Origin of the sequence: Pseudoalteromonas shioyasakiensis, from assembly GCF_022398475.1 — a bacterium.
In the GTDB taxonomy this organism is placed as follows: domain Bacteria; phylum Pseudomonadota; class Gammaproteobacteria; order Enterobacterales; family Alteromonadaceae; genus Pseudoalteromonas.
The window spans coordinates 75,977-95,598 of sequence record NZ_JAKEVM010000002.1 but is presented as its reverse complement, the minus strand read 5'-3'; the positions used below and the strand labels follow the sequence as shown (position 1 = coordinate 95,598).

The window sequence follows — 19,622 nt, the reverse complement described above, 5'->3', positions numbered from 1 at the left end:
CAAACCAGCCACAAATGCAAACGAAAACTATTGCCATTTAATTGACTGGCAGCTAGTATCCTTTTCCTTTTTAAATTACCTAAAAAGGTGACTTTTGGAACGCTATTACGCTGAAGTTTTAAATTACATTTCACGCTCCGTTGGCTGTAAAGAAAAGGCGCAAAACATTGTACAAGAAGCCTACTTAAGGATACTGAATCATAAGAAAAACAATCCAAATCATGATTCAACCCAGCAGCGTGCTCTATTTTTTACTACAGCAAAAAACATTGTTATTGATCAGTATCGTAAAAAGCGAAAAGTAACCGAAGAGGTTGAACTAGATCTTATTGCTCCCGCTGACTTTGAGCCAGAATCAAAACTCGCGGCACAGCAACAACTCAAGCAACTTTACCAATGCATTGAACAGCTGCCGCAAAAAACAAAACAAGCCTTTGTACTTTATAAGTTTAAAAATCTTAGCCAACATCAAATTGCATCGCAAATGAACATTTCTGTTAGTATGGTTGAAAAGCACCTAGCAACAGCCATGATGTTATGCCGTGAAACACTGAATAGAAAATAGGAAAGTATACAATGGACCGTCAGCAAGCATTATTGCAAGAGCAAGCAAATAAGTGGCTAGAACAGCAAAAGTGTGGCTTTACTACAGAACAAGAAGAGCAATTTCAGTACTGGCTTTCACTAAACCCTGATCACAAGACTATTTTCGAAGAAAGTAAACAAATAGACGGCTTGTTAGCACAGTTTTCAGAACAAGAAATCGAGAACCTATCTACATCAAAAGTCTTTCGTTTTTCACAAGCAAATGTATGGATGGCAACAGCAGCATGCTTAGCGATATTCATGATAAGCCTGATCAGTTTCACATTATTGCCTCATACTGAAAGCAGCGATTACAGTGCTCAATATAGCTCAGCAGTTGGTGAGCAGCTTGAAGTAAACCTACCAGAAGGCTCTAAGCTATATTTAGATGCACAAACAAACCTAAACATTAATTTTAATGAGCACATTCGCTCTAATACCTTAGTAAAAGGGCGAGCCTTATTTGATGTTACGACAAACCCCAAGCGACCATTTATCGTCAATACAGATACCACTAAAATAACCGTGTTAGGTACTAGGTTTACAGTCGATAAAAAACCATTAAACACACGCATTCGCGTCTCGCATGGTAGAGTCAAGGTTCAAAGTAATCAGCATACTGTTGAACTAATACAAGGTCAGCAAGCTTATGTTAATGAGCAAGGTATCTCTGTTGAAAATATTAACCCAACTCTTATTGATGCATGGCAACATGGGCGACTAATTTTTGACAACACACCTCTCAATGAAGTTTTTGTAGAGTTCAACCGATACCATGACAGAGAATTTAAATTTGCCAGCAATGAATTGAGCCAACTACCTTTGTCTGGAACATTTAATGCCTCAGAATTGGATAATTTTTTAAAATTATTACCCCATGTAGTTCCTGTTGAAATAAAAACAGAAAAAGATCAGATAATTATAAACAAACTATAATTTTTAAAGTTTTTATTGAGGGATTCTCATTCTCATTCGTTTTCATTTTAGTTAGTTAATTACTTGGATGTAAATGAATGAAAACCCCTTACTCTTTAACCACTAAATTATCACCTTTGGCATTTGCACTTGGGTTAGCCCTAAGCGCTCCCCTTGCCGCTCAAGATAGAGCGGTATTTAATTTTAACATTGCTGAGCAATCATTAAGTAACTCACTAAACCAACTAGCACAGCAAGCGAACATGAACCTTATTGCTGATGCAAAAATATTAGAAGGTATTGTCGCTCCTTCAATACATGGCCAAAAATCAGTATATGATGCTTTAGAAGTCGCTCTTAAGAATACAGCTATTCGTGCAGAAGTAATCGATAACAGTATTGTTATAAAGTCGACCAATTCAATAAACTCAACCTCTTCTACTACCGATAAAGACAGCGCTGTCTCTAATGATTTAACAGAAAAACAAAAAGATATAGAAGTTATCGTAGTAAAAGGTACGCAATTAAAAATAACTCGAGCAGAGATGGACCGCACAAGCGGCCTCTCAAACTCTGATATTTTTTCAACTTTCTCAGGAATTGAGGCGAATAATATTCGTAACGAAGCAGGTGCATTAGACGTGGGCATCCGAGGCGTCCAGGGTGAAGGCCGAGTTCCCATTTTTATTGATGGTAGCTTACAGTCTACTCACACTAACCGCGGTTATATGGGCACCTCTGATCGCACTTACATTGACTCAGACCTGATCAGTACAGTGAATGTCGAAAAAGGCCCTGCGGCAAAAGCCTCACCATTTAGCGCAGGCGCTATCGGTGGCACAGTCAGTATGAGCACTTTAAATCCTGCTGATATTTTAAAGGAAGGTCAAAATTTAGGCGCATTAGTAAAACTAAAAACATACAACAACAACTCTATGCCAAAAGTAAGTGATGACCCTGTAGAGCAAGAGTATTACCAAGTAGCGCCAAGCCATAACACTACAGACTTTGAAAACGGGTCAATGGTTTTAGCTACAGCTTATAAAAATGATGACTTCAGCGCAGTATTTGCTTTTAGTGACAAAAAGGTCGGCAACTACTTTGCTGGTAGTAATGGTTATGAAGATTTTGTTGAAGTTGTTGAGGGTTGGCTGAGTACTTTTGAAATTCACCCTCCGGTATCACCTGGCGCAGAAGTCGTTAATACGAGCTTTGAAAGTGAATCTTACTTAGCTAAATTTAGCTATGAGTTTACCGATGAACACACTCTCGAAGTCAATACCCGCCATCATCAACAAGCCGCTGGGGAAATGCTCGCTTCTTATTGGCATAAATATGAAGAAGGTGATTACCGCCGCCTACCTGACGGCTCATGGGAAGAAATTCGTGCAGGTGAAGAGGCAATGCCACAATGGCAACTTGGTACAGCACATGTAAATAGTATCAGTGCTATTTACCACTACTTACCAACGAACAACTCGCTTATCGATTTGAAATTGAACCTTTGGAACACGCATGCAAAATTAGATCAATACAATGCATTGGCAAGCAACCTAGGTTCAAACGCATTACAATATACCCACCAGTATGCAAATACTCGTTCAGGCTTTAGTGCTTATAATGTATCAAGCTTTAAAATTGCCAGCCAAATCCCTACAACCTTGACCACTGGCTACGCGTGGCAGTCTGAAGAATTAAAACCAAAAGAAGGTTATGAAGACACCTTCTATACAAAATACCCTACATCACGTGATGGTAAGCGAACCTCAAATAGCTTTTTTGCTAATGCGCAATTAGATTTTAATGACTTAGAACTACTACTAAACATGAACCTTCATGATGCCAAAATTGAAGACCGCCAAGCTGAATTAGAGCATGACTTTGATGCTAAACTAGATTTAACCTTGCAAGCTTCATATCTTCTGATTGGCAACACATTTGTATCTGCTAAGTATAGTAAGGCATATCGAATGCCGAGTTTATACGAGGGAACCGTTTCTAATGAGGTGTTTTCTTTCTCACCCGGCTACCCAATTACTCCTGAGCGAACAAATTCATACGAATTGAATATTGAAAGCACATTTAGTGACATCATCGCAACCAATGATAACTTTACTTTCAATTTCAGCCTATTCCACACTGAAATAAAAGATATGCTTGCTACGGCGAACCTACCCAACAAGGATCCTGAAGCGTATTCTTGGCAACGCACCTATGCATTTACAAACTATGACTCATTCACCCTTCCCGGTATCGAGTTAAAACTAGATTATAAAAGTCAGTACCTCTATGCATCTGCATCAATGATCAATTACCAAGACGTAGAGATGTGTTCAAATGAATTGGCAGATATTGGCGGTGCTGAACGTTGTAATAGTGAAGGCTTTTTAGGCAGTTTAACCCCGTTGCGAATTCCTCCAGAAAAGAGTTACATCGTCAATATCGGTGCAACCTTGTTTGATGATTCATTAGATACAGGTTTTATTTATAAAAAGCATACCGATAAGCGCCACCCTGGCGGCTTCTTATCATCAACAGGTGTTGATGCACTTGAGTATATCCCATCTGGTTATCAATTAGATTTTTACCTTGATTACACGTTCAACGAAAGCCTGAGTGGCTATGCATCTGTAACTAATCTAACTGACCAATATAAAGTTTCAACGGGTTCTATTGTCGCCATGCCCGAGCCTGGAAAGACCATTACTCTTGGCCTAGAAATCAAACTTTAAGTTCTTATTTTACCTTATACATTGCAGCGATCATTTTTCACTGCAATGTGATTTAACTATGGAGTAAACATGTCTCTTACCATTACTGAACATTCGCGATCTCAAGCACTAAAAACAGCAACGACTGATGTGCACAATAATGTCGATAAAAGCATCATGGCCCAAAACCCATTTGCCGATACAAGCAGCTATCTATTATTTTTAAGTTTACAGTACAACTTCTTGAAAGATGTCAGTGCATTATACGAACACCCAGAACTTGCTAAGCATATAAATGATCTAATCGCACGTCGTCGCTTGTCTTTATTAGAACAGGACTTTCAAGACCTGAAATACGCATTACCAGAAACCACTTTAGAACCTTCTATCACCCATGAGACAGATTTTGCTACCGCTTTAGGTTGGCTCTATGTTGTTGAGGGCTCAAAAGTTGGAGCTGCTATGCTTGGTAAGCAAGTAGAGGCACAGCTAAACTTTAATGCTAACCATGGCGCTCGATATTTGAAAGGACCTGGAGCAGGTCGAGGAAGTGCATGGCGAGAACTCACACAACTAATAGACACGTTAGAGCTAACACAAGCCCAAGAAGCTGCTCTAATTGAAGGTGCTCGCCAAGCCTTTACACGCTTTCAACAATTTCAAAGCCAAGTGTATTCATGAAATTTAACCTTCGACTAATAAGGTACAAACAAACCGCACTAAAACTAAGTGGGTTTACTTTAGTAGCTCTAGGAGTTGTAGGTATGGCTTTGCCTATTATGCCAACAACGATTTTTTTTATACTTGCCCTAGTGTGCTTTAGTCATGCTTCACCAACACATGCAAAGCAGTTACTTAACCACCCTCGCTTTGGATTAAAATTGCGTTTATGGCAAGAAAACAAAGTAATACCTGTCAAAGCAAAGCTCATGGCAGTAACGTGTATATGTTTTAGTTTCTCATTATTAGCCTTTGCACAACCCGCTCTATGGCTGGTTTTCATGATTGGTTTTATAAAGATTCTTATTGTGACATATATCCTTACACGACCATCAAGTATCGCTTAGTACATGCTATAAAGCATGTTGGAACTAAACTTCACAGTCAAAAACCTCCATGCTTTTTTACTTTTTAATAATGTAGCTTTGGAGTATTGATAAAACGTTACAAACACAAAAGAAAGAATATTCAGGTCCGATCTGTACCTTTAGTAAAAACATTTTCTGGCTATACAAATGAAAATCATTATTATATATCACCATTCCAAGCCCGGTTTATTGTTAAAAGCTGTATAGCAGCTTTGCTTGATTATCACTTAGAAATTATGGGTATAACCCTATGACAACATCAACTACCCCGTGCATTTACTCTAAAGACGTTGCTGAGGAACATATTCATGCCAATACTCGAGCTACTTTCTCGAGCTGAAAAGCTAAAACAAGCGATAAGCATCATAACCGATGATATTGATCATCATTTATTAGCGCTAGCGCCTAGTGCTGATTTAGATAACTATAAAAAGTTTTTAACCTTACAGTATGCTTACCAGTTAGAATTAAAAGGCCTCTACGAGCATGCTGGTTTACATCAATATATAGATAACTTACATGATCGTACGCGATTATCTTTAATCAAGCAGGACTTAGACGATTTAAAGCACCCATTACCAAATCATCATCAGCAACCCTGCCGCTTTCAAAATGCTGACTTTGCCTATGTACTTGGTTGGCTGTATGTAATTGAAGGAGCGCAATTTTCTGCAGCTACATTAGGCAAACAGGTAGAAGCTGAGCTAAAGTTAAATAATCAACGTGGTGCACGCTACCTTGCTAAAGCCAGTGAATACTCTAAAGACTGTCAACTAAGTCATCTTATTGATAACCTTGAGCTCTGTGAACAGCAACAAGCCACCTTGATAAAAGGTGCCGAGCAAGCACTGCAACGATTTAAGTTTTATCAGGCCCAGTTTTATTGATGAATGTGAGAGCGGCGTTTACCGCCTATAAAAATGGCTGCTATCAATTACTCGGGTTATTGATGGTGGGTTTAGGTATCATAGGTATTGCATTACCTGTGATGCCTACGACTATCTTTTTTATACTCGCATTGGCGTGCTTTACCCGCTCATCACCCAAGCTTTCTGCCTGGCTGCTAAACCACCCCAGATACGGCCAACCGTTAAGGTTTTGGCAAGAGCATAAGGTTGTCCCTACCCGTGCTAAGTTATTAGCAGGTTTTGGTATGGCTATCGGATATGCTTTTTTACTACTAAGTGCCGCGCCAATTTGGGTGATGTATTTAGTAGCAGTGATTGAATTGAGCGTATTAGCCTATTTAATTAACCGCCCATCTGAGCCAAATAAACCAACCCTAATTCAAGTTAATATAACCACACAGATGCGCTTGATGTTGCTTGCTTGTTTTCTCAGTTCGCAACTAGCTGTTATGGCTTACCTCGCTATTCATTTCTAGCACAAAGAAATGTAAAGAACGTAAACCTGCTTGTTATCAGTAATGCAAATCATTATCATATTTGTATCTTTAACGAATAAACCGCATTATGTTCTCATTTAACAAACGCAGCTTTTATAGCGTTAGCCGCGCCTTACACATATACCTTTCAACGGCCTTATTCTTTTTGCTTATTTTGTTTTGTGTCAGTGGCATCATTCTTAACCACGTTAGTTGGCTCGAAAATGATAAACATAATGGTCAGAACCAACTACTTGTTTCTGCAGAGCTATTCGAAAAAGCACAAGCAAACCTCGATACATTACCAAGCCTTTACCCTGAAATAGAGCAATACATGCAACAGCAGTTTTCACTCAACAATGTAAAAAGTATTGAGTGGGAAAAAGAAGATGCCTTGGTAATGCTCGACTACCCGCTTCCGGCTGGCTTTGCCTACGCCGAAATCGATTTTCAAACCGGTGAACTTAATATTGATTATCAAACTGGTGGCTTTATGAGTCTGATTGGTGACTTACACAAAGGCCGCCATACAGGCGAAGCATGGAGCTGGGTGATTGATATCTCAGCTGTTTTGATGATTCTGTTTGCTATAACCGGATTATTTATTCTCTTTCAAAACCGTAAAAAACGTGCCGCAGGCCTTTGGTTAACGCTGCTTGGTGTTGCCACGCCTTTGGTTATTTATCTAGTTTGGGTGCCTCAACTTAAAGGAGTATCTTAATGAAAAAAGCCCACTTACTCGTTGCTCTACTAATTGGCTGTTTGTTCAGCCCACTGAGCTTTGCAAAAGATCCCAACCTAACCGTTGAATTTACCTTACCTGAGCTAGATGTTTCTCCATATCATCGCCCTTACGTGGCGTTATGGCTAGAAACACCTGAACGTAAACACGTTACCACTATTGCACTTTGGGTCGAAAAAGCTGAATGGTTTAAAGACTTACGTCAGTGGTGGCGAAAAGCAGGTCGTAGCAACGACAGCTTTGATGGTGTAACAGGTGCAACAAAACGCCCTGGCACTTACACCATTGAGTGGCAAGGTAAAGATTTAAAAGGTAATCCAGTTAAACCTGGTAGCTACCTACTAAATGTTGAAGTTGTACGTGAAGAAGGTGGCCGGGATTACACCCGCGTTGAAATCGACTTAACGAAAGACGGCAAAGTCACTATTAAAGGCGAAAAAGAGTTCGCGACTAGCTTTGTTACCATTACCAGTAATTAAGGACAAACAATGAAATTAAAATTATTAAAGACGGCGCTGATCGGCGCCGTGACCTTCACAGCAATTGCATCTGGCTATGCACAAGCACACGCCCGTTGGTTAATGCCATCTCACACTTCTTTATCTGGTGAGAAAACTCACTATGTGATGATCGATGCCAGTATTTCAAATGAGTTGTTTAGCCCAGATAAAGCATACCGCCCAAAACAAAAGGGCGCTGAGTATGACGACAACCTATTAATTGCCCTTGCTCCAAATGGCAAGCCGGTTGAAGAAACGATTCGCGCATACTATTTAAAACGCAAAAACTCAGCGGCAGTGAGCTTAACGCAAGATGGTACTTACCATATTGCTATGCAGCAAAAGCCAATGCTAATGACTTTCTACAAAGACAAAGACGGCAATCGCGGCCGTGTTTTCGCAGGTAAAAAAGAAGCAGACCTACCAGCAGGCGCAACCGACGTGCGCACTGTAAAATCAATCGCAACTGTTGATACTTTTGTTAGCCGTAATGGTACTTCTAAGCCAACATTGCTTGGTCAGGGCTTAGAAATTTCAGGCCCTACTCACCCGAACGATCTATTTGCTGGTGAAGAAGCTAAGTTCCAATTACTAATGGATGGCAAACCAGCTGCTGACGTTGAGCTTGCTATTGTTCGTGGTAGTGCTCGCTACCGTAATGAGCGTGACGAAGTTAAAGTAACAACCGATAAAAAAGGTTTCTTTACTGTGACATTCGCTCACGCTGATATGTATTTGATTGAAGCATCTGTAAATCAAAAGCCAACAGAGGCTGATATCGATAACGTACGCTATTCATTGTTCACAACGCTTGAAGTAGCGCCTGAATAATATGCTGACTAGGCCTTAGCAAAGGCCTAATTCGACTTACGAGGAAGGCTGTAGTCAACCGTATGATCGCAGCTACCGTCTTTCTCGCAATCATTTATCCCATCACCATCGACATCCCAGCTTGGGTGCATGCCTTTTAATGTACTTTTTACGACGCTAATATCTGCTGTAAATTCACTTTGCTCATCACGGCGCGCAGCATTGCGCATGAGAAACACCCGAATCACATAATCGCCATTATCAGGAATTTTAATCTCGGCATGATCACCTTTTGCCGGGCCAACAAACAAAGCAGTTGGATTGCCTTTTGGTAAAATATTAAAGTAGTTGCTTGAATTTGATGGAGCAAAATCAACCTTTAAAGTAGTGCCTTTATTAAGGTTAATTTGATATTCCAGCATCTCATAACCTTTAATTGTGTCTTTAACTTGCCAGCTTTGCTGCACCGCAATATCTGAAGCTAGCAACTCATAATGACGACTATTTGGTAAATTTTGTTCGGCAAACACCAAGCTACTTGTAGCCACCGAAAAACAAAACCCTATTAATAACAACAACTTCATATTCAACCTCCTTTTATGTTCTTTTTTAAAGAATGATAAATACTAATTTTACAATTTTTAATTCTTTTAAAGTGAACTTATAGTTACTCCATCGCAGACACACTGCTTAACTAAACAGGATACCTACTATGAAACTTTTTACTTTAATCTCAGCTCAACCACACTTACAAAATATTAGCACTTTATTGGCACGTATTGGTTTATCGGCCATCTTTTTACTAACCGGCTTTAGCAAAATAGAATTTTTTGATGCAACAGCACAGTACATGGCATCAGTAGGTTTACCAGAGTTCTTACTGCCGTTTGTGATTGCCTTTGAAATTGTTGGCGGATTATTTATTTTACTCGGCTTTTTAACACAACTAACCGCTGTCGCTTTTGCTGGTTTCAGCTTAGTTAGTGCTTTGTTATTCCACTTTCAACTTGATGATCAAATGCAATTTTTAATGTTCTACAAAAATATTGCGATGGCAGGCGGCTTTTTAGCATTAGCCAGTGTTGGTGCAGGCAAAATAAGCCTAGATCAACTAGTGTTAAAACGTAGTCAGGCATAATATTTATCCCAGCCAATAACCTAGGTTGTTGGCTGAATTTGTTTTTAAGAGGGCGCGAATATGGCAACGTTATTAACAGCAACCAGCCATGATATTGGTGGGCTCGATGTGAAACGCATCTTGCCTCATTTTGACAATAAAATGGTTGGGCCATTTATCTTTTTTGACCACATGGGGCCAAATCACTTTCCTCGCGGGGAAGGCATAAATGTGAGGCCTCACCCTCATATTGGCTTATCAACGCTCACTTATTTATTTACTGGCAGTATTTACCATCGCGATTCGCTAGGTAATAGCCTGCAAATAGAACCCGGCGATGTTAACTGGATGACCGCAGGTCGCGGTATAGTTCACTCAGAAAGAGAAAGCCTTGAAGTGCGGGCGAGCGAGCACGACATTAATGGTCTGCAATGCTGGGTTGCTTTACCTGAAAGTATGACCGAAATAGCACCGCATTTTGAACATATCAAAAAACAACAATTGCCTGAGAAAATCGAAAAAGGCGTGCTGATGCGACTCATTGTCGGTGATGCTTATGGCTTAAGCTCCCCTGTCAAAACCTACTCTCCGATGTTTTATGTAGATACGGTAGCAGAGCAAGGCAGCCATATTACTAAACCGTATCCTCACCATGAAACCGCTGTGTATGTTATTTATGGTGAAATTAGTGTGGGTGATACTCGCTATACCCAAGGCGACTTTGTACTACTTGATGACAGTGAACACGAAATAACGACTCTGGTGCACAGCCGCTTTATTTTACTCGGTGGCAGTAAATTCAATAAAGTCCCGTATTTACACTGGAATTTTGTTGCTTACAGCAAAGAGCGCATCGAGCAAGCAAAACAAGATTGGCAAGCACAGCGTTTTGCTAAAATTCCCGGTGATGAGCTTGAGTATATTGAGTTGCCCTCACCTAAAAAGTAAACTTTTTCAGCATTTACAGGTACTATTAGGTAGTTAAGTAAGCAAAGGAACATCATGCTAAGAATTACGCTAGAACAGTGGCGCATGTTTCGTGCTGTTGTTGAATTTGGAGGCTTTAACCAAGCCTCACAAGGTATTCATAAAAGCCAATCGAGTATTCATAATGCAGTTGGCAAAATTGAATCTGCACTCGATGTAAAGTTATTCAGCATTCAAGGCCGTAAAACCGTGCTCACTGAAGCCGGCGAAATGATGCTGCGCCGTGCTAATTACTTACTTGATGAAGCTGCTAAAGTTGAGGCCATTGGGCAAACCTTGGGTGAAGGTATCGAAAGTAAGTTACGCATTGCTGTTGATGCTATTTTCCCACAACAACTGCTTTATAAAGTACTTAACGACACGTCATCGCAATACCCACAACTGCGTATTGAGCTGCATGAGTCTGTACTAATGGGGGGCAATGAACTGCTCGAAAACGATCAGGTTGATATTGCCATTACCGGCTTTCCAATTGCGGCAAACTTTCACGAAGAGTTATGTGATATCGAGTTTATTGCCGTCGCCCACCCAGAGCACCCCTTGCATGATATAGAGCGTGAAATTACCCTCGAAGATTTAAAATCACACCGCCAAATAGTAGTTCGCGATTCAGCGAATAAGCACAAACAAGATGGTGGCTGGTTAGGTGCCGATCAGCGCTGGACCGTCACTCATATGCGCACTTCGATTGATATGATCAGTAATGGACTGGGCTTTGCGTGGTTACCAAAAGTCGCGATAGAAAAACAACTTGCGACAGGGCAAATGAAAGCACTTAATTTAACCCATAACAGCAGTCGCAGCGCTAAGTTACATTTGCTCTTTAAAGACGGTGACAAGCTGGGTCCTGCAGCACGCTCGTTTATTGGCGAGTTGCGTTATCAAGTAATGGAAAACCTATAGCTTCAAGGGCGTTTCAGCAATACCTTTAACGCCCGGCTCGAGAATAAACACGCCACCACTGTGAGGGTAATCAGCGAGCACTGAGTCTTCGAGCCCTACTGCCGCAGTTGTCACCGCCAGGTGCGTGAGCTCTTCACCTACAAATGCGACACTCGTAACACGCGGTGCGGGTAAGCGAATAAACTGTACTTGCTCACCGTTTGGAGCAAAACGATACACGCCATAACCATTCCATGCAGCAACCCACAGATGATCTTCGCTATCAACTGTCATGCCATCAGGAAAACCCATATTGTCAGTAAAGCGAATAAACTCTTGTTTATCTGCAAGCTCGCCATGCTCATTCAGAGTGAAGCGGTAGATTGTTTGTTTATCTGAGTCTGTAGAATATAGAAACTGGCCATTTTTACTTACCGCAGGCCCATTGCTAATGGTGTAGTCATGATCAACTGCTGTCGGAGCCTGGCCATGACCAAAACGGTATAACTTGCCACTATTGGTTTGCTCTTGAGAGTCCATTGAGCCAAAAAAGCCAAAGCCTTGGCGAGACGTTTTACCATCGTTTAAGCGGTTTTGTGAGGGTTCGTGATCGATTGAGTAAAGAAGTTCGCGGCTAAAGTCTTCACTATTGAGCTTATAAATGCCTTTGGCAAAGCCTGCGATTAATTCAGCTTGCTCGGTTTCCATCACCCAGCAAATCGGTTCTGGCATAGTAAACTGGCTAACTCGCATCGATTGACACTGCAAACGAAACAAACGCTGCCCTAAAATATCGACCCAAAATAAACAGTTATGTGCCTTAGCAAAATAGGCACCTTCGCCCAACTGGCATTGGCTAGAAATGATTACTTTAATGGTGTCATCGAGCATAGGCTTCATTACACAAACTGCTGAACTATTCTCATTCTATCTGTGTATGAAAATAAGTGCTAGACCAGATAAGCCAGCAACCAGCAAGATGATGCCGCGAATGGCCTTTTCATTGAGGTTATTGTTGATCACAAACGACAAGCCCCAACCAATTAAAATAGCGGGTAAACAGAAAAAGAACAGCTTCACATCGCCCATATCGGCAGAACCTGTCAGCATTAATACAATAATGCCAAACAGGTTTATAAATACAAAAAAGGCACTCAGGTTTGCTTTAATTTTGTCTTTATCTTCAGCTTGATAGAGTAACCCCATTGGCGCGCCACCGGCTGACGTTGTGGTACCTAAAAAACCAGACGACATTGACGCGAGTAAGCTAGTAATGGTGGAGATTTTCGGTTTCATACCTATGATGGATAATGCCACCACTACCAAAATACTCACACCTAGCAAGAGTTGATACTGCTTCGCATTGACATACCACATCACCATAGCGGCAAGAATAACCCCTACGGCCCCACCAATAATGGAAATGCCTGTTTGTTTCATGTCTATCGCGCCGCGGTGTTTAATCATTAACACCGACGTTAAAAACAGCGCATTCAGAATCATTGGCCCAGGCACCAGCTCTGGCATAAGCCAGTAAAGCACAGGCACACATAGCATGCCTAGACCAAAGCCAATAACACTTTGCAGGCAAGCGCCAATAATCAGAATTAAATAAACAAGTACAAAGTCGGTCAAACTTTCTTACCACCTTCCTAAGTATGAGCTTTGTTGATTCTACAACCCATATTTTATTATTATAGTATCATTTGAATTATGTAAAAATTTTTATTGCAAGCTAGTTATCTTACGATTGTTTCGCAAAATTATGTCCAACCTGCATCCACTATCAATGATTGTGCTGTCATCATTCGGCTGTCATCAGCGGCCAAAAACAATGCCGCGTTTACCACATGGTCTGGTTGAATTGTTTCGTTAATACACTGACTTAAACGAACATCTTCAATCATTTCTGGGGTTAGCCAATGAGTGATTTGGCGCTCTGTCATCACCCAACCCGGAACCAGTGAATTCACACGAATATTGTCTTTACCATATGAAGCAGCTAATGAACGGGTTAAACCTTCAATTCCTGCTTTTGCTGTTGTGTAGGCTGGCATGCCTGTTTGCTTAATACGCCAACTTACCGACCCCATATTGATAATGCTGCCGCCGCCTAAACGCTGCATCTGTTCAACCACAGCTTGCGATGAAAAGAAACATGGGCGTAAGTTAACTGCAAACTTATCTTCCCAATATTTCACATCCATATTTTCAGCAGCATGACGGGTGTCATCGGCTGCGTTATTAATTAACACACCAATGTCACCCTGTTGTTGACGCGTTTGCTCAATGGCCGCTTTTAAGGCTTCAACGTCACGGATATCACAATGGATAAACTGCGGATCAAACTCATATTTACCCGCTAATTTAGCGCATAACGCATCACTTTGCTCAGTTGCAATATCAACAAAGGTGACTTTCGCGCCCTGCTCGCAGAACCGCGTTACCATTACTTCACCAATTCCCGATGCACCACCAGTAATAAACACACTCTTACCAGCAAGGCTTGGGTAAACTGTTTTTAGCTCGTTCGAATTTGGCATGATAACCTTTTGTTTTAAAGTAATTACAACGTCAAAAAGTGATACTTATTGAGCCGCTTCTTTATCAGCGATTTCTTTTTCAATAAACGCCATTGCTTCATCAATCATGTACGTCATCATGTTTTTAGCACGCTCAGGGTCACCGCTCGCAATCGCGTTATACACTTTAAAGTGCTCTTCAGCGATCGCCTTTTTATTGCCCTTAGCAGGTGTAGTATGTTGAATACTCACATGTAATGCGGTGCGAATAAAATCACGTAATTGATAGAAAAAACGGTTACCACTGGCATGTAAAATTGCTGTGTGGAAGGCAAGATCTGGCTCATGCATTACGCCTTCTGGCTCTTCTGCAGCCGCTTGCATTTTATCGAGTGCCATTTTAATTTCTGCAATGGCTGCTTGGTCGCCTTTTCTTGCTGCAAGTGCTGCTGCTTGTGGCTCAATCGCCAAGCGCACTTGTAGAAATTCTTTAAGTACGTAAAGTGATGGGCTGCTTTCCAACAACCATTTTAATACGCTTGTGTCGTATAAGTTCCAGTTCTCCGCCGACTCAACACGAATACCTTGTCGTGGACGAGAAGAAATCAGTCCTTTTGCAGCAAGCATTTTCACTGCTTCACGAACAGCTGTGCGGCTAATACCATACACTTCACAAAGTTGTGCTTCGGTTGGTAGCCCCGTTTCAGTGTTATAATCACCAACAATAATTGCTTTACCAAGCTCATTGGTAACTTGTTGTGATAGGTTTAAATTTTCTAAACGCGCCATGTGTGTTCCTCAAAAGATCTGAGTAATATGATACATCTATAAAGCTATTCCGTCATCCTGGAAATAATTGATTAAAATCAATAACAAGCAAAAAACAACCTAATACAAGTGTCTATATTTCGAACAACATAGTCACCATTTCACCTACAGACTGTCACCTTATTTTAACAAATCTCTTTCACTTACCTTATTTATAATATAATATTTTTATTCAACAACTAAAAAAGCAAAATTCTCTTTCAAAATTAGGTGGAACACACGATGGTCGAACTAAGTACCTTAGACTGGGCAGTGCTAGCAGGATTTTTTATCCTGTTACTAGGCGTTGTCGTGATGTCTATGCGACAAAAAGAAGAAGACACCGCTGATTACTTTTTAGCGGGTCGTAATGCAAGTTGGTTAGTGATTGGTGCCTCTATTTTCGCATCAAACATTGGCTCGGAACATTTGGTGGGCCTTTCAGGTTCAGGTGCACAATCGGGTATGGCACTGGCTCACTGGGAAATGCAATCGTGGATCATTCTACTACTCGGTTGGATTTTCGTGCCTTTCTATTGGAGTAGTAAAGTCTACACCATGCCTGAATTCTTAGAGCGCCGCTTTAACTCTAAATCACGTACCTTCTTATCTGTTATCTCATTGATTAGTTATGTACTAACCAAGGTTGCGGTAACGGTTTATGCCGGCGGCATCGCATTTAAAACAATATTAGGTATTGAGAGCATTTGGGGCATCGATTTCTTCTGGATTTCAGCTATTGGCCTAGTCGTTATCACCGGTATTTATACGGTACTTGGCGGTATGAAAGCCATTATGTGGACCTCGGTGTTGCAGACCCCTGTACTCATTATTGGCTCCTTAGTCATATTAGTTGTTGGTCTAGATAAAGTAGGTGGCTGGGCAGAAGTTGAGCGTATCAACGATGCTAATATGCACCTTATTCGTAGCGCTTCAGATGCTGAATTCCCTTGGCCTGGCATTGTATTTGGTTCATTCATTATTGGTTTTTGGTATTGGTGTACCGACCAATACATCGTACAACGTGTTTTATCTGCAAAAGGTATTAAAGAAGCCCGTCGCGGTACCATGTTCGCCGGTTACTTAAAATTACTTCCTGTATTTATCTTCTTAGTACCAGGCATGATTGCATACGCATTGAATGTTAAAGGTATTATTAGCTATGAAAGTGCTGACCAAGCTTTCCCAACTCTCGTTGCTGAGCTATTACCAGCCGGCGTAAAGGGGATTGTAATCGGTGGTTTAGTAGCGGCTCTTATGAGCTCTTTAGCATCATTATTTAACTCATCAGCAACCTTATTTACCATTGATTTCTATAAGAAATTCAAACCTGAATCATCTGAGAAGCACCTTCTGAAAGTAGGCCGTATTGCCACTATCGTTATTGTTATATTAGGTCTTCTGTGGATACCCGTCATGAGCTTAATTGCCGATGTGCTTTATGAATATCTGCAAAGTGTGCAGTCTCTTATTGCACCGGGAATTGCAGCAGTATTTTTACTCGGTTTATGTAGTAAACGCATCACTCCAACAGCGGGTTTTGTGGGCTTAGTTTCAGGTTTTGTGCTGGGTATGATCCGCTTAGTGTTACTGCCATTTAAAGATGATTTAACAGGTTCATCATTTGCGTGGATCACCACGATGAACTGGTTATATTACTGTATTCTGCTATTTGTCGTGGTCGTTGCGATTATGATTGTGGTGAGTATTTTCACCAAGCAAGCAGACGAAGAACAATTGAAAGGTCTTACTTTCTCAAGCCTAGATAAAGCAACCATGAAAGAAGTAGCTGCCGGCTTAGATAAGTGGGATTACATTCATACCGCGGGTATTATTGGTATTACTGCCTTTATTTACTACCGCTTCTGGTAATCGTTCGTTCCCAAAGTTGTAGGGCGCCAATTGGCGCCCTTTTTTAATCAGCGAGTTCTGGTGAAAACACTGGAAAACCGTTCTTATCCCACGTAATAATGCGTGCTCGCGCATGGCGATTTGGGTCTGTAAGCGGTGTGCCTTTCAGCTCTTTATAGTCACGACTGTGATAAATCATTAAATCGGTTACACCATCTTCAGCTTTTACAAAACTGTTGTGCCCAGGGCCAAAACGACCTAGCTCAGCATTGGTGGTGAACACCGGCTCAGCCTTTTTATGCCAACTAGCAGGATCAAGCAAATCAGCATTCACATCTGCCCATAGCAAGCCCATCGCATATCGATGATCGGTGGCACTGGCTGAATAAGTGACAAATATTTTATCACCATGGGTGATGACTGCAGCACCTTCGTTTACCTTGTAGCCTTGCACTTCCCAATCAAGGGTTGGCTCAGTAATCGCGATAATGGGTTCTTTAATTGATGTTGGTGAGTCCATTTCAGCTAACCATAAAGCTGAGTTATAAGTTGCAGGCTGGTTCTGCTGCGCCCAAATCATGTAACGCTTACCCTTGTGCGTAAAACTTGTGGCATCAAGCGAAAAACTATCAAGGTGGCTAGTTACTTGCCCCATTTCTTGCCACTCACCTTGCATCGGATTAGCACTGTCGTTTTTAAGTGCATACATGCGAATACTGAACGGCTTTTCGATATCACCTGCGGCGAAGTAGATATACCAACTGCCATCAATTTGATGCAGCTCAGGGGCCCAAATATTGACGCTCATTGGGCCTTTATCGCGCTTTTGCCAAATAACCTTCGGCTCAGCTAATTTTAAATCGTTTAAACGACAAGCTTGGCGCAGCTCAATTTCATCAAATTTCGGCGAACTACCTATAAACGTGTAACAGCCACTTTTATCATCACGAACTAACCAAGGATCAGCCCGTTTGAGTACAATGGGGTTATCAATTGGCGCTAAAGTCTTGCTACTATTAGCATCAGCAAGGGCTGACAATGACGAGGCGCTTAACGCACTAAGAAGCGTTAGCCGAGATAATTTTTTGAGCATAATGTGTCCTGTATTTCGTCTCGATTTTATTGTTAATATTGTATTACATATTATATAGTAGCTGAATGAACACAAGAGTTAAAACAACAAAAGGTATTCAAGCATGAGACCCGTAAGTAAGGTGACACACGCAATGAAGTGGCTTTCAACAGGGCTACTTTTTTCTGCCGCAGCCGTATCTGCAAAGCAAGTTGAAGTACATGATCCGGTAATGACCAAAGAAGGCGACACGTACTATGTATTTAGCACAGGCCCTGGTATTACCTATTATGAATCAAAAGATTTAACCAACTGGAAACTCACAGGCCGCGTTTTTAAAGATGAGCCGAGTTGGGCAAAGCGTATTTCACCAAGTTTTGATGGCCACTTATGGGCACCTGATGTGTATGAGAAAAATGGTAAGTTTTACCTTTATTACTCAGTCTCTGCATTCGGCAAAAACACTTCGGCAATTGGTGTAACGGTTAATGAAACACTTGACCCATCATCACCTGATTACAAGTGGATTGACTACGGCATAGTGGTTGAATCAGTGCCTGAACGTGACGATTGGAACGCTATCGACCCTGCAATAATCGAAGATGACAATGGCACACCGTGGATGAGCTTTGGTTCGTTCTGGGGTGGTCTTAAACTAGTAAAACTTGATGATGACATGGTGCGCTTAGCAAAACCTGAAAAGTGGCATCACATTGCGAGTCGCCCAAACACGGAACATGGCCCGATTGAAGCACCTTATATCTTTAAAAAGAATGGCTATTACTACCTATTTGTTTCGTTTGATAAATGCTGCCGTGGCGTAGAGAGTACTTATAACGTACGCGTAGGTCGCAGCAAAAACATCGAAGGCCCATACTTAGATCAACAAGGTCGCTCTATGGTTGATGGCGGTGGCAGTTTAGTTATTGAAGGTAATAAAGACTGGGCAGCTCTTGGTCATAACGCTGCGTACACCTTTGATGGCAAAGACTATTTAGTATTACACGCCTACGAAACAGCCGATAACGGCGTGCAAAAACTACGTATTTTACCTATGAGTTGGAAAAACGATTGGCCGGTTGTTAACCCAGCCGACCTAAATAAGCTTAAAACCAAGCTTAAGAAGTAATTATCCAACACACAAAAAAACCTGCAAAATTGCAGGTTTTTTATTTGCTTTAATGACCTAGTTTGAGGTTGAAAGTAGGTGTTATTAACTAAAATCAACCAAGGTAATATCAACGAGCATGGGGCTTTGGCAGCCTTGCTGATGCTTTTCTTCAATAAATGCGCTGTACACATCACGTGCCAAATGCGCAGGTATTAGCACCTCAAAGCGACTGCCTTTATTCATTAGTTGCAACGCTTCTTGCAAGCCCACTATCGCCTCTGCAATTTCGTACTCTACAGCTGCACCTTGCTTTCGAGTATCAAATAATACCCGACCATTTTTAAGGGTAACTCGTTGATGCACAGTCACTGTGGCATCCCAACTAGGTTTATCCCCCTGACCTTGCTCAATCACTCGATAACCAAGTCCTGTCGGGGTTTGGTAAAAACAGTGTTGCTCTGCGCTGTTATCTAAAAGCGACGGTAAAACATGCTCTTTAGCCGTCGCAAACACATTGTTGCTTAACATAGCCAACTCT

Annotated in this window: 21 protein-coding genes and 1 pseudogene; 15 read left to right on the top strand and 7 right to left on the bottom strand. The window is 41.3% G+C overall.

Annotated elements, in window-relative coordinates:
- Positions 1-94: 94 nt before the first annotated feature.
- From L1D51_RS01170 to L1D51_RS01125, 10 genes and pseudogenes are all read left to right on the top strand, one after another.
- Positions 95-565 carry an RNA polymerase sigma factor gene (locus L1D51_RS01170; RefSeq protein ID WP_062566333.1) on the top strand — a complete coding sequence of 157 codons (471 nt, stop codon included), beginning with the start codon at positions 95-97 and terminating at the stop codon, positions 563-565.
- A gap of 11 nt (positions 566-576) precedes the next feature.
- Complete coding sequence (locus L1D51_RS01165) at positions 577-1,521, top strand: FecR family protein (RefSeq protein ID WP_239962226.1); 945 nt, start codon at positions 577-579, stop codon at positions 1,519-1,521.
- A gap of 77 nt (positions 1,522-1,598) precedes the next feature.
- Positions 1,599-4,232 (top strand): TonB-dependent receptor plug domain-containing protein, encoded by a 2,634-nt coding sequence (locus L1D51_RS01160; protein WP_239962224.1) that lies wholly within the window; start codon positions 1,599-1,601, stop codon positions 4,230-4,232.
- 69 nt (positions 4,233-4,301) lie between these two features.
- On the top strand, positions 4,302-4,892 hold the full coding sequence (locus L1D51_RS01155; protein WP_239962222.1) for a biliverdin-producing heme oxygenase: 591 nt from the start codon (positions 4,302-4,304) through the stop codon (positions 4,890-4,892).
- Complete coding sequence (locus L1D51_RS01150) at positions 4,889-5,278, top strand: YbaN family protein (RefSeq protein WP_239962213.1); 390 nt, start codon at positions 4,889-4,891, stop codon at positions 5,276-5,278. Before L1D51_RS01155 ends, L1D51_RS01150 begins: the two co-directional genes overlap by 4 nt.
- Before the next feature lie 329 nt (positions 5,279-5,607).
- Complete coding sequence (locus tag L1D51_RS01145; RefSeq protein ID WP_239962211.1) at positions 5,608-6,186, top strand: biliverdin-producing heme oxygenase; 579 nt, start codon at positions 5,608-5,610, stop codon at positions 6,184-6,186.
- Positions 6,186-6,575 (top strand): annotated as a pseudogene (locus L1D51_RS01140) (YbaN family protein); the annotation flags it as partial. The gene L1D51_RS01145 and the pseudogene L1D51_RS01140, both read left to right, overlap by 1 nt.
- A 196-nt stretch (positions 6,576-6,771) precedes the next feature.
- Positions 6,772-7,404, top strand: a complete 633-nt coding sequence (locus tag L1D51_RS01135; RefSeq protein WP_055198552.1) for a PepSY-associated TM helix domain-containing protein — start codon at positions 6,772-6,774, stop codon at positions 7,402-7,404.
- Positions 7,404-7,904, top strand: a complete 501-nt coding sequence (locus L1D51_RS01130) for a DUF2271 domain-containing protein (RefSeq protein WP_055198551.1) — start codon at positions 7,404-7,406, stop codon at positions 7,902-7,904. Before L1D51_RS01135 ends, L1D51_RS01130 begins: the two co-directional genes overlap by 1 nt.
- A 9-nt stretch (positions 7,905-7,913) precedes the next feature.
- The gene (locus L1D51_RS01125) at positions 7,914-8,756 is read left to right on the top strand and encodes a DUF4198 domain-containing protein (RefSeq protein ID WP_054562971.1); all 843 of its coding nucleotides are present in this window, start codon (positions 7,914-7,916) and stop codon (positions 8,754-8,756) included.
- Positions 8,757-8,782: 26 nt separating this feature from the next.
- On the opposite strand, the gene L1D51_RS01120 is transcribed toward L1D51_RS01125, so the two are convergent.
- Positions 8,783-9,319: a hypothetical protein gene (locus L1D51_RS01120; RefSeq protein ID WP_239962209.1), complete on the bottom strand. Its 537-nt coding sequence runs from the start codon at positions 9,317-9,319 to the stop codon at positions 8,783-8,785.
- Positions 9,320-9,447: 128 nt separating this feature from the next.
- Here L1D51_RS01120 and L1D51_RS01115 point away from each other — a divergent pair, with 128 nt between their 5' ends.
- From L1D51_RS01115 to L1D51_RS01105, 3 genes are read left to right on the top strand one after another with little or no spacing between them, the layout of a single operon-like run.
- Positions 9,448-9,873, top strand: a complete 426-nt coding sequence (locus L1D51_RS01115; protein ID WP_054562973.1) for a DoxX family protein — start codon at positions 9,448-9,450, stop codon at positions 9,871-9,873.
- A gap of 60 nt (positions 9,874-9,933) precedes the next feature.
- Positions 9,934-10,800 (top strand): pirin family protein, encoded by an 867-nt coding sequence (locus L1D51_RS01110; RefSeq protein ID WP_239962207.1) that lies wholly within the window; start codon positions 9,934-9,936, stop codon positions 10,798-10,800.
- Positions 10,801-10,854: 54 nt separating this feature from the next.
- Positions 10,855-11,742, top strand: a complete 888-nt coding sequence (locus tag L1D51_RS01105) for a LysR family transcriptional regulator (protein WP_055198544.1) — start codon at positions 10,855-10,857, stop codon at positions 11,740-11,742.
- Here L1D51_RS01105 and L1D51_RS01100 read toward each other — a convergent pair.
- The 4 genes from L1D51_RS01100 to L1D51_RS01085 all read right to left on the bottom strand — a co-directional run bounded on the left by L1D51_RS01100 (position 11,737) and on the right by L1D51_RS01085 (position 15,032).
- Positions 11,737-12,621, bottom strand: a complete 885-nt coding sequence (locus L1D51_RS01100) for an SMP-30/gluconolactonase/LRE family protein (protein WP_239962205.1) — start codon at positions 12,619-12,621, stop codon at positions 11,737-11,739. The genes L1D51_RS01105 and L1D51_RS01100 overlap by 6 nt on opposite strands.
- A gap of 27 nt (positions 12,622-12,648) precedes the next feature.
- Positions 12,649-13,356, bottom strand: coding sequence for a sulfite exporter TauE/SafE family protein (locus L1D51_RS01095; protein ID WP_239962203.1), 708 nt, complete (start codon positions 13,354-13,356; stop codon positions 12,649-12,651).
- 128 nt (positions 13,357-13,484) lie between these two features.
- Positions 13,485-14,264, bottom strand: a complete 780-nt coding sequence (locus tag L1D51_RS01090) for an SDR family NAD(P)-dependent oxidoreductase (protein ID WP_054562977.1) — start codon at positions 14,262-14,264, stop codon at positions 13,485-13,487.
- Positions 14,265-14,309: 45 nt separating this feature from the next.
- Positions 14,310-15,032 carry a FadR/GntR family transcriptional regulator gene (locus L1D51_RS01085; RefSeq protein WP_054552285.1) on the bottom strand — a complete coding sequence of 241 codons (723 nt, stop codon included), beginning with the start codon at positions 15,030-15,032 and terminating at the stop codon, positions 14,310-14,312.
- A 261-nt stretch (positions 15,033-15,293) separates the two neighbouring features.
- Here L1D51_RS01085 and L1D51_RS01080 point away from each other — a divergent pair, with 261 nt between their 5' ends.
- Complete coding sequence (locus tag L1D51_RS01080) at positions 15,294-16,922, top strand: sodium:solute symporter (protein ID WP_239962201.1); 1,629 nt, start codon at positions 15,294-15,296, stop codon at positions 16,920-16,922.
- A 43-nt stretch (positions 16,923-16,965) separates the two neighbouring features.
- Here L1D51_RS01080 and L1D51_RS01075 read toward each other — a convergent pair whose 3' ends face one another.
- A complete protein-coding gene (locus tag L1D51_RS01075) occupies positions 16,966-17,994 on the bottom strand; it encodes a glycoside hydrolase family 43 protein (RefSeq protein ID WP_239962199.1) in 1,029 nt (342 codons plus the stop codon).
- A gap of 133 nt (positions 17,995-18,127) precedes the next feature.
- On the opposite strand from L1D51_RS01075, the gene L1D51_RS01070 reads away from it, so the two are divergent.
- Complete coding sequence (locus tag L1D51_RS01070) at positions 18,128-19,102, top strand: arabinan endo-1,5-alpha-L-arabinosidase (RefSeq protein WP_239962190.1); 975 nt, start codon at positions 18,128-18,130, stop codon at positions 19,100-19,102.
- A gap of 84 nt (positions 19,103-19,186) precedes the next feature.
- Here L1D51_RS01070 and L1D51_RS01065 read toward each other — a convergent pair whose 3' ends face one another.
- Positions 19,187-19,612, bottom strand: coding sequence for an FKBP-type peptidyl-prolyl cis-trans isomerase (locus tag L1D51_RS01065; protein WP_055020599.1), 426 nt, complete (start codon positions 19,610-19,612; stop codon positions 19,187-19,189).
- Positions 19,613-19,622 lie beyond the last annotated feature (10 nt).

What these genes read in the sequence shown, in the direction of transcription:
- L1D51_RS01165 (WP_239962226.1), top strand. Translation starts at nt 577, where the DNA reads ATGGACCGTCAGCAAGCATTATTGCAAGAGCAAGCAAATAAGTGGCTA.
- L1D51_RS01160 (WP_239962224.1), top strand. Translation starts at nt 1,599, where the DNA reads ATGAAAACCCCTTACTCTTTAACCACTAAATTATCACCTTTGGCATTT.
- L1D51_RS01155 (WP_239962222.1), top strand. Translation starts at nt 4,302, where the DNA reads ATGTCTCTTACCATTACTGAACATTCGCGATCTCAAGCACTAAAAACA.
- L1D51_RS01150 (WP_239962213.1), top strand. Translation starts at nt 4,889, where the DNA reads ATGAAATTTAACCTTCGACTAATAAGGTACAAACAAACCGCACTAAAA.
- L1D51_RS01145 (WP_239962211.1), top strand. Translation starts at nt 5,608, where the DNA reads ATGCCAATACTCGAGCTACTTTCTCGAGCTGAAAAGCTAAAACAAGCG.
- L1D51_RS01135 (WP_055198552.1), top strand. Translation starts at nt 6,772, where the DNA reads ATGTTCTCATTTAACAAACGCAGCTTTTATAGCGTTAGCCGCGCCTTA.
- L1D51_RS01130 (WP_055198551.1), top strand. Translation starts at nt 7,404, where the DNA reads ATGAAAAAAGCCCACTTACTCGTTGCTCTACTAATTGGCTGTTTGTTC.
- L1D51_RS01125 (WP_054562971.1), top strand. Translation starts at nt 7,914, where the DNA reads ATGAAATTAAAATTATTAAAGACGGCGCTGATCGGCGCCGTGACCTTC.
- L1D51_RS01120 (WP_239962209.1), bottom strand. Translation starts at nt 9,319, where the DNA reads ATGAAGTTGTTGTTATTAATAGGGTTTTGTTTTTCGGTGGCTACAAGT.
- L1D51_RS01115 (WP_054562973.1), top strand. Translation starts at nt 9,448, where the DNA reads ATGAAACTTTTTACTTTAATCTCAGCTCAACCACACTTACAAAATATT.
- L1D51_RS01110 (WP_239962207.1), top strand. Translation starts at nt 9,934, where the DNA reads ATGGCAACGTTATTAACAGCAACCAGCCATGATATTGGTGGGCTCGAT.
- L1D51_RS01105 (WP_055198544.1), top strand. Translation starts at nt 10,855, where the DNA reads ATGCTAAGAATTACGCTAGAACAGTGGCGCATGTTTCGTGCTGTTGTT.
- L1D51_RS01100 (WP_239962205.1), bottom strand. Translation starts at nt 12,621, where the DNA reads ATGAAGCCTATGCTCGATGACACCATTAAAGTAATCATTTCTAGCCAA.
- L1D51_RS01090 (WP_054562977.1), bottom strand. Translation starts at nt 14,264, where the DNA reads ATGCCAAATTCGAACGAGCTAAAAACAGTTTACCCAAGCCTTGCTGGT.
- L1D51_RS01085 (WP_054552285.1), bottom strand. Translation starts at nt 15,032, where the DNA reads ATGGCGCGTTTAGAAAATTTAAACCTATCACAACAAGTTACCAATGAG.
- L1D51_RS01080 (WP_239962201.1), top strand. Translation starts at nt 15,294, where the DNA reads ATGGTCGAACTAAGTACCTTAGACTGGGCAGTGCTAGCAGGATTTTTT.
- L1D51_RS01075 (WP_239962199.1), bottom strand. Translation starts at nt 17,994, where the DNA reads ATGCTCAAAAAATTATCTCGGCTAACGCTTCTTAGTGCGTTAAGCGCC.
- L1D51_RS01070 (WP_239962190.1), top strand. Translation starts at nt 18,128, where the DNA reads ATGAAGTGGCTTTCAACAGGGCTACTTTTTTCTGCCGCAGCCGTATCT.
- L1D51_RS01065 (WP_055020599.1), bottom strand. Translation starts at nt 19,612, where the DNA reads ATGTTAAGCAACAATGTGTTTGCGACGGCTAAAGAGCATGTTTTACCG.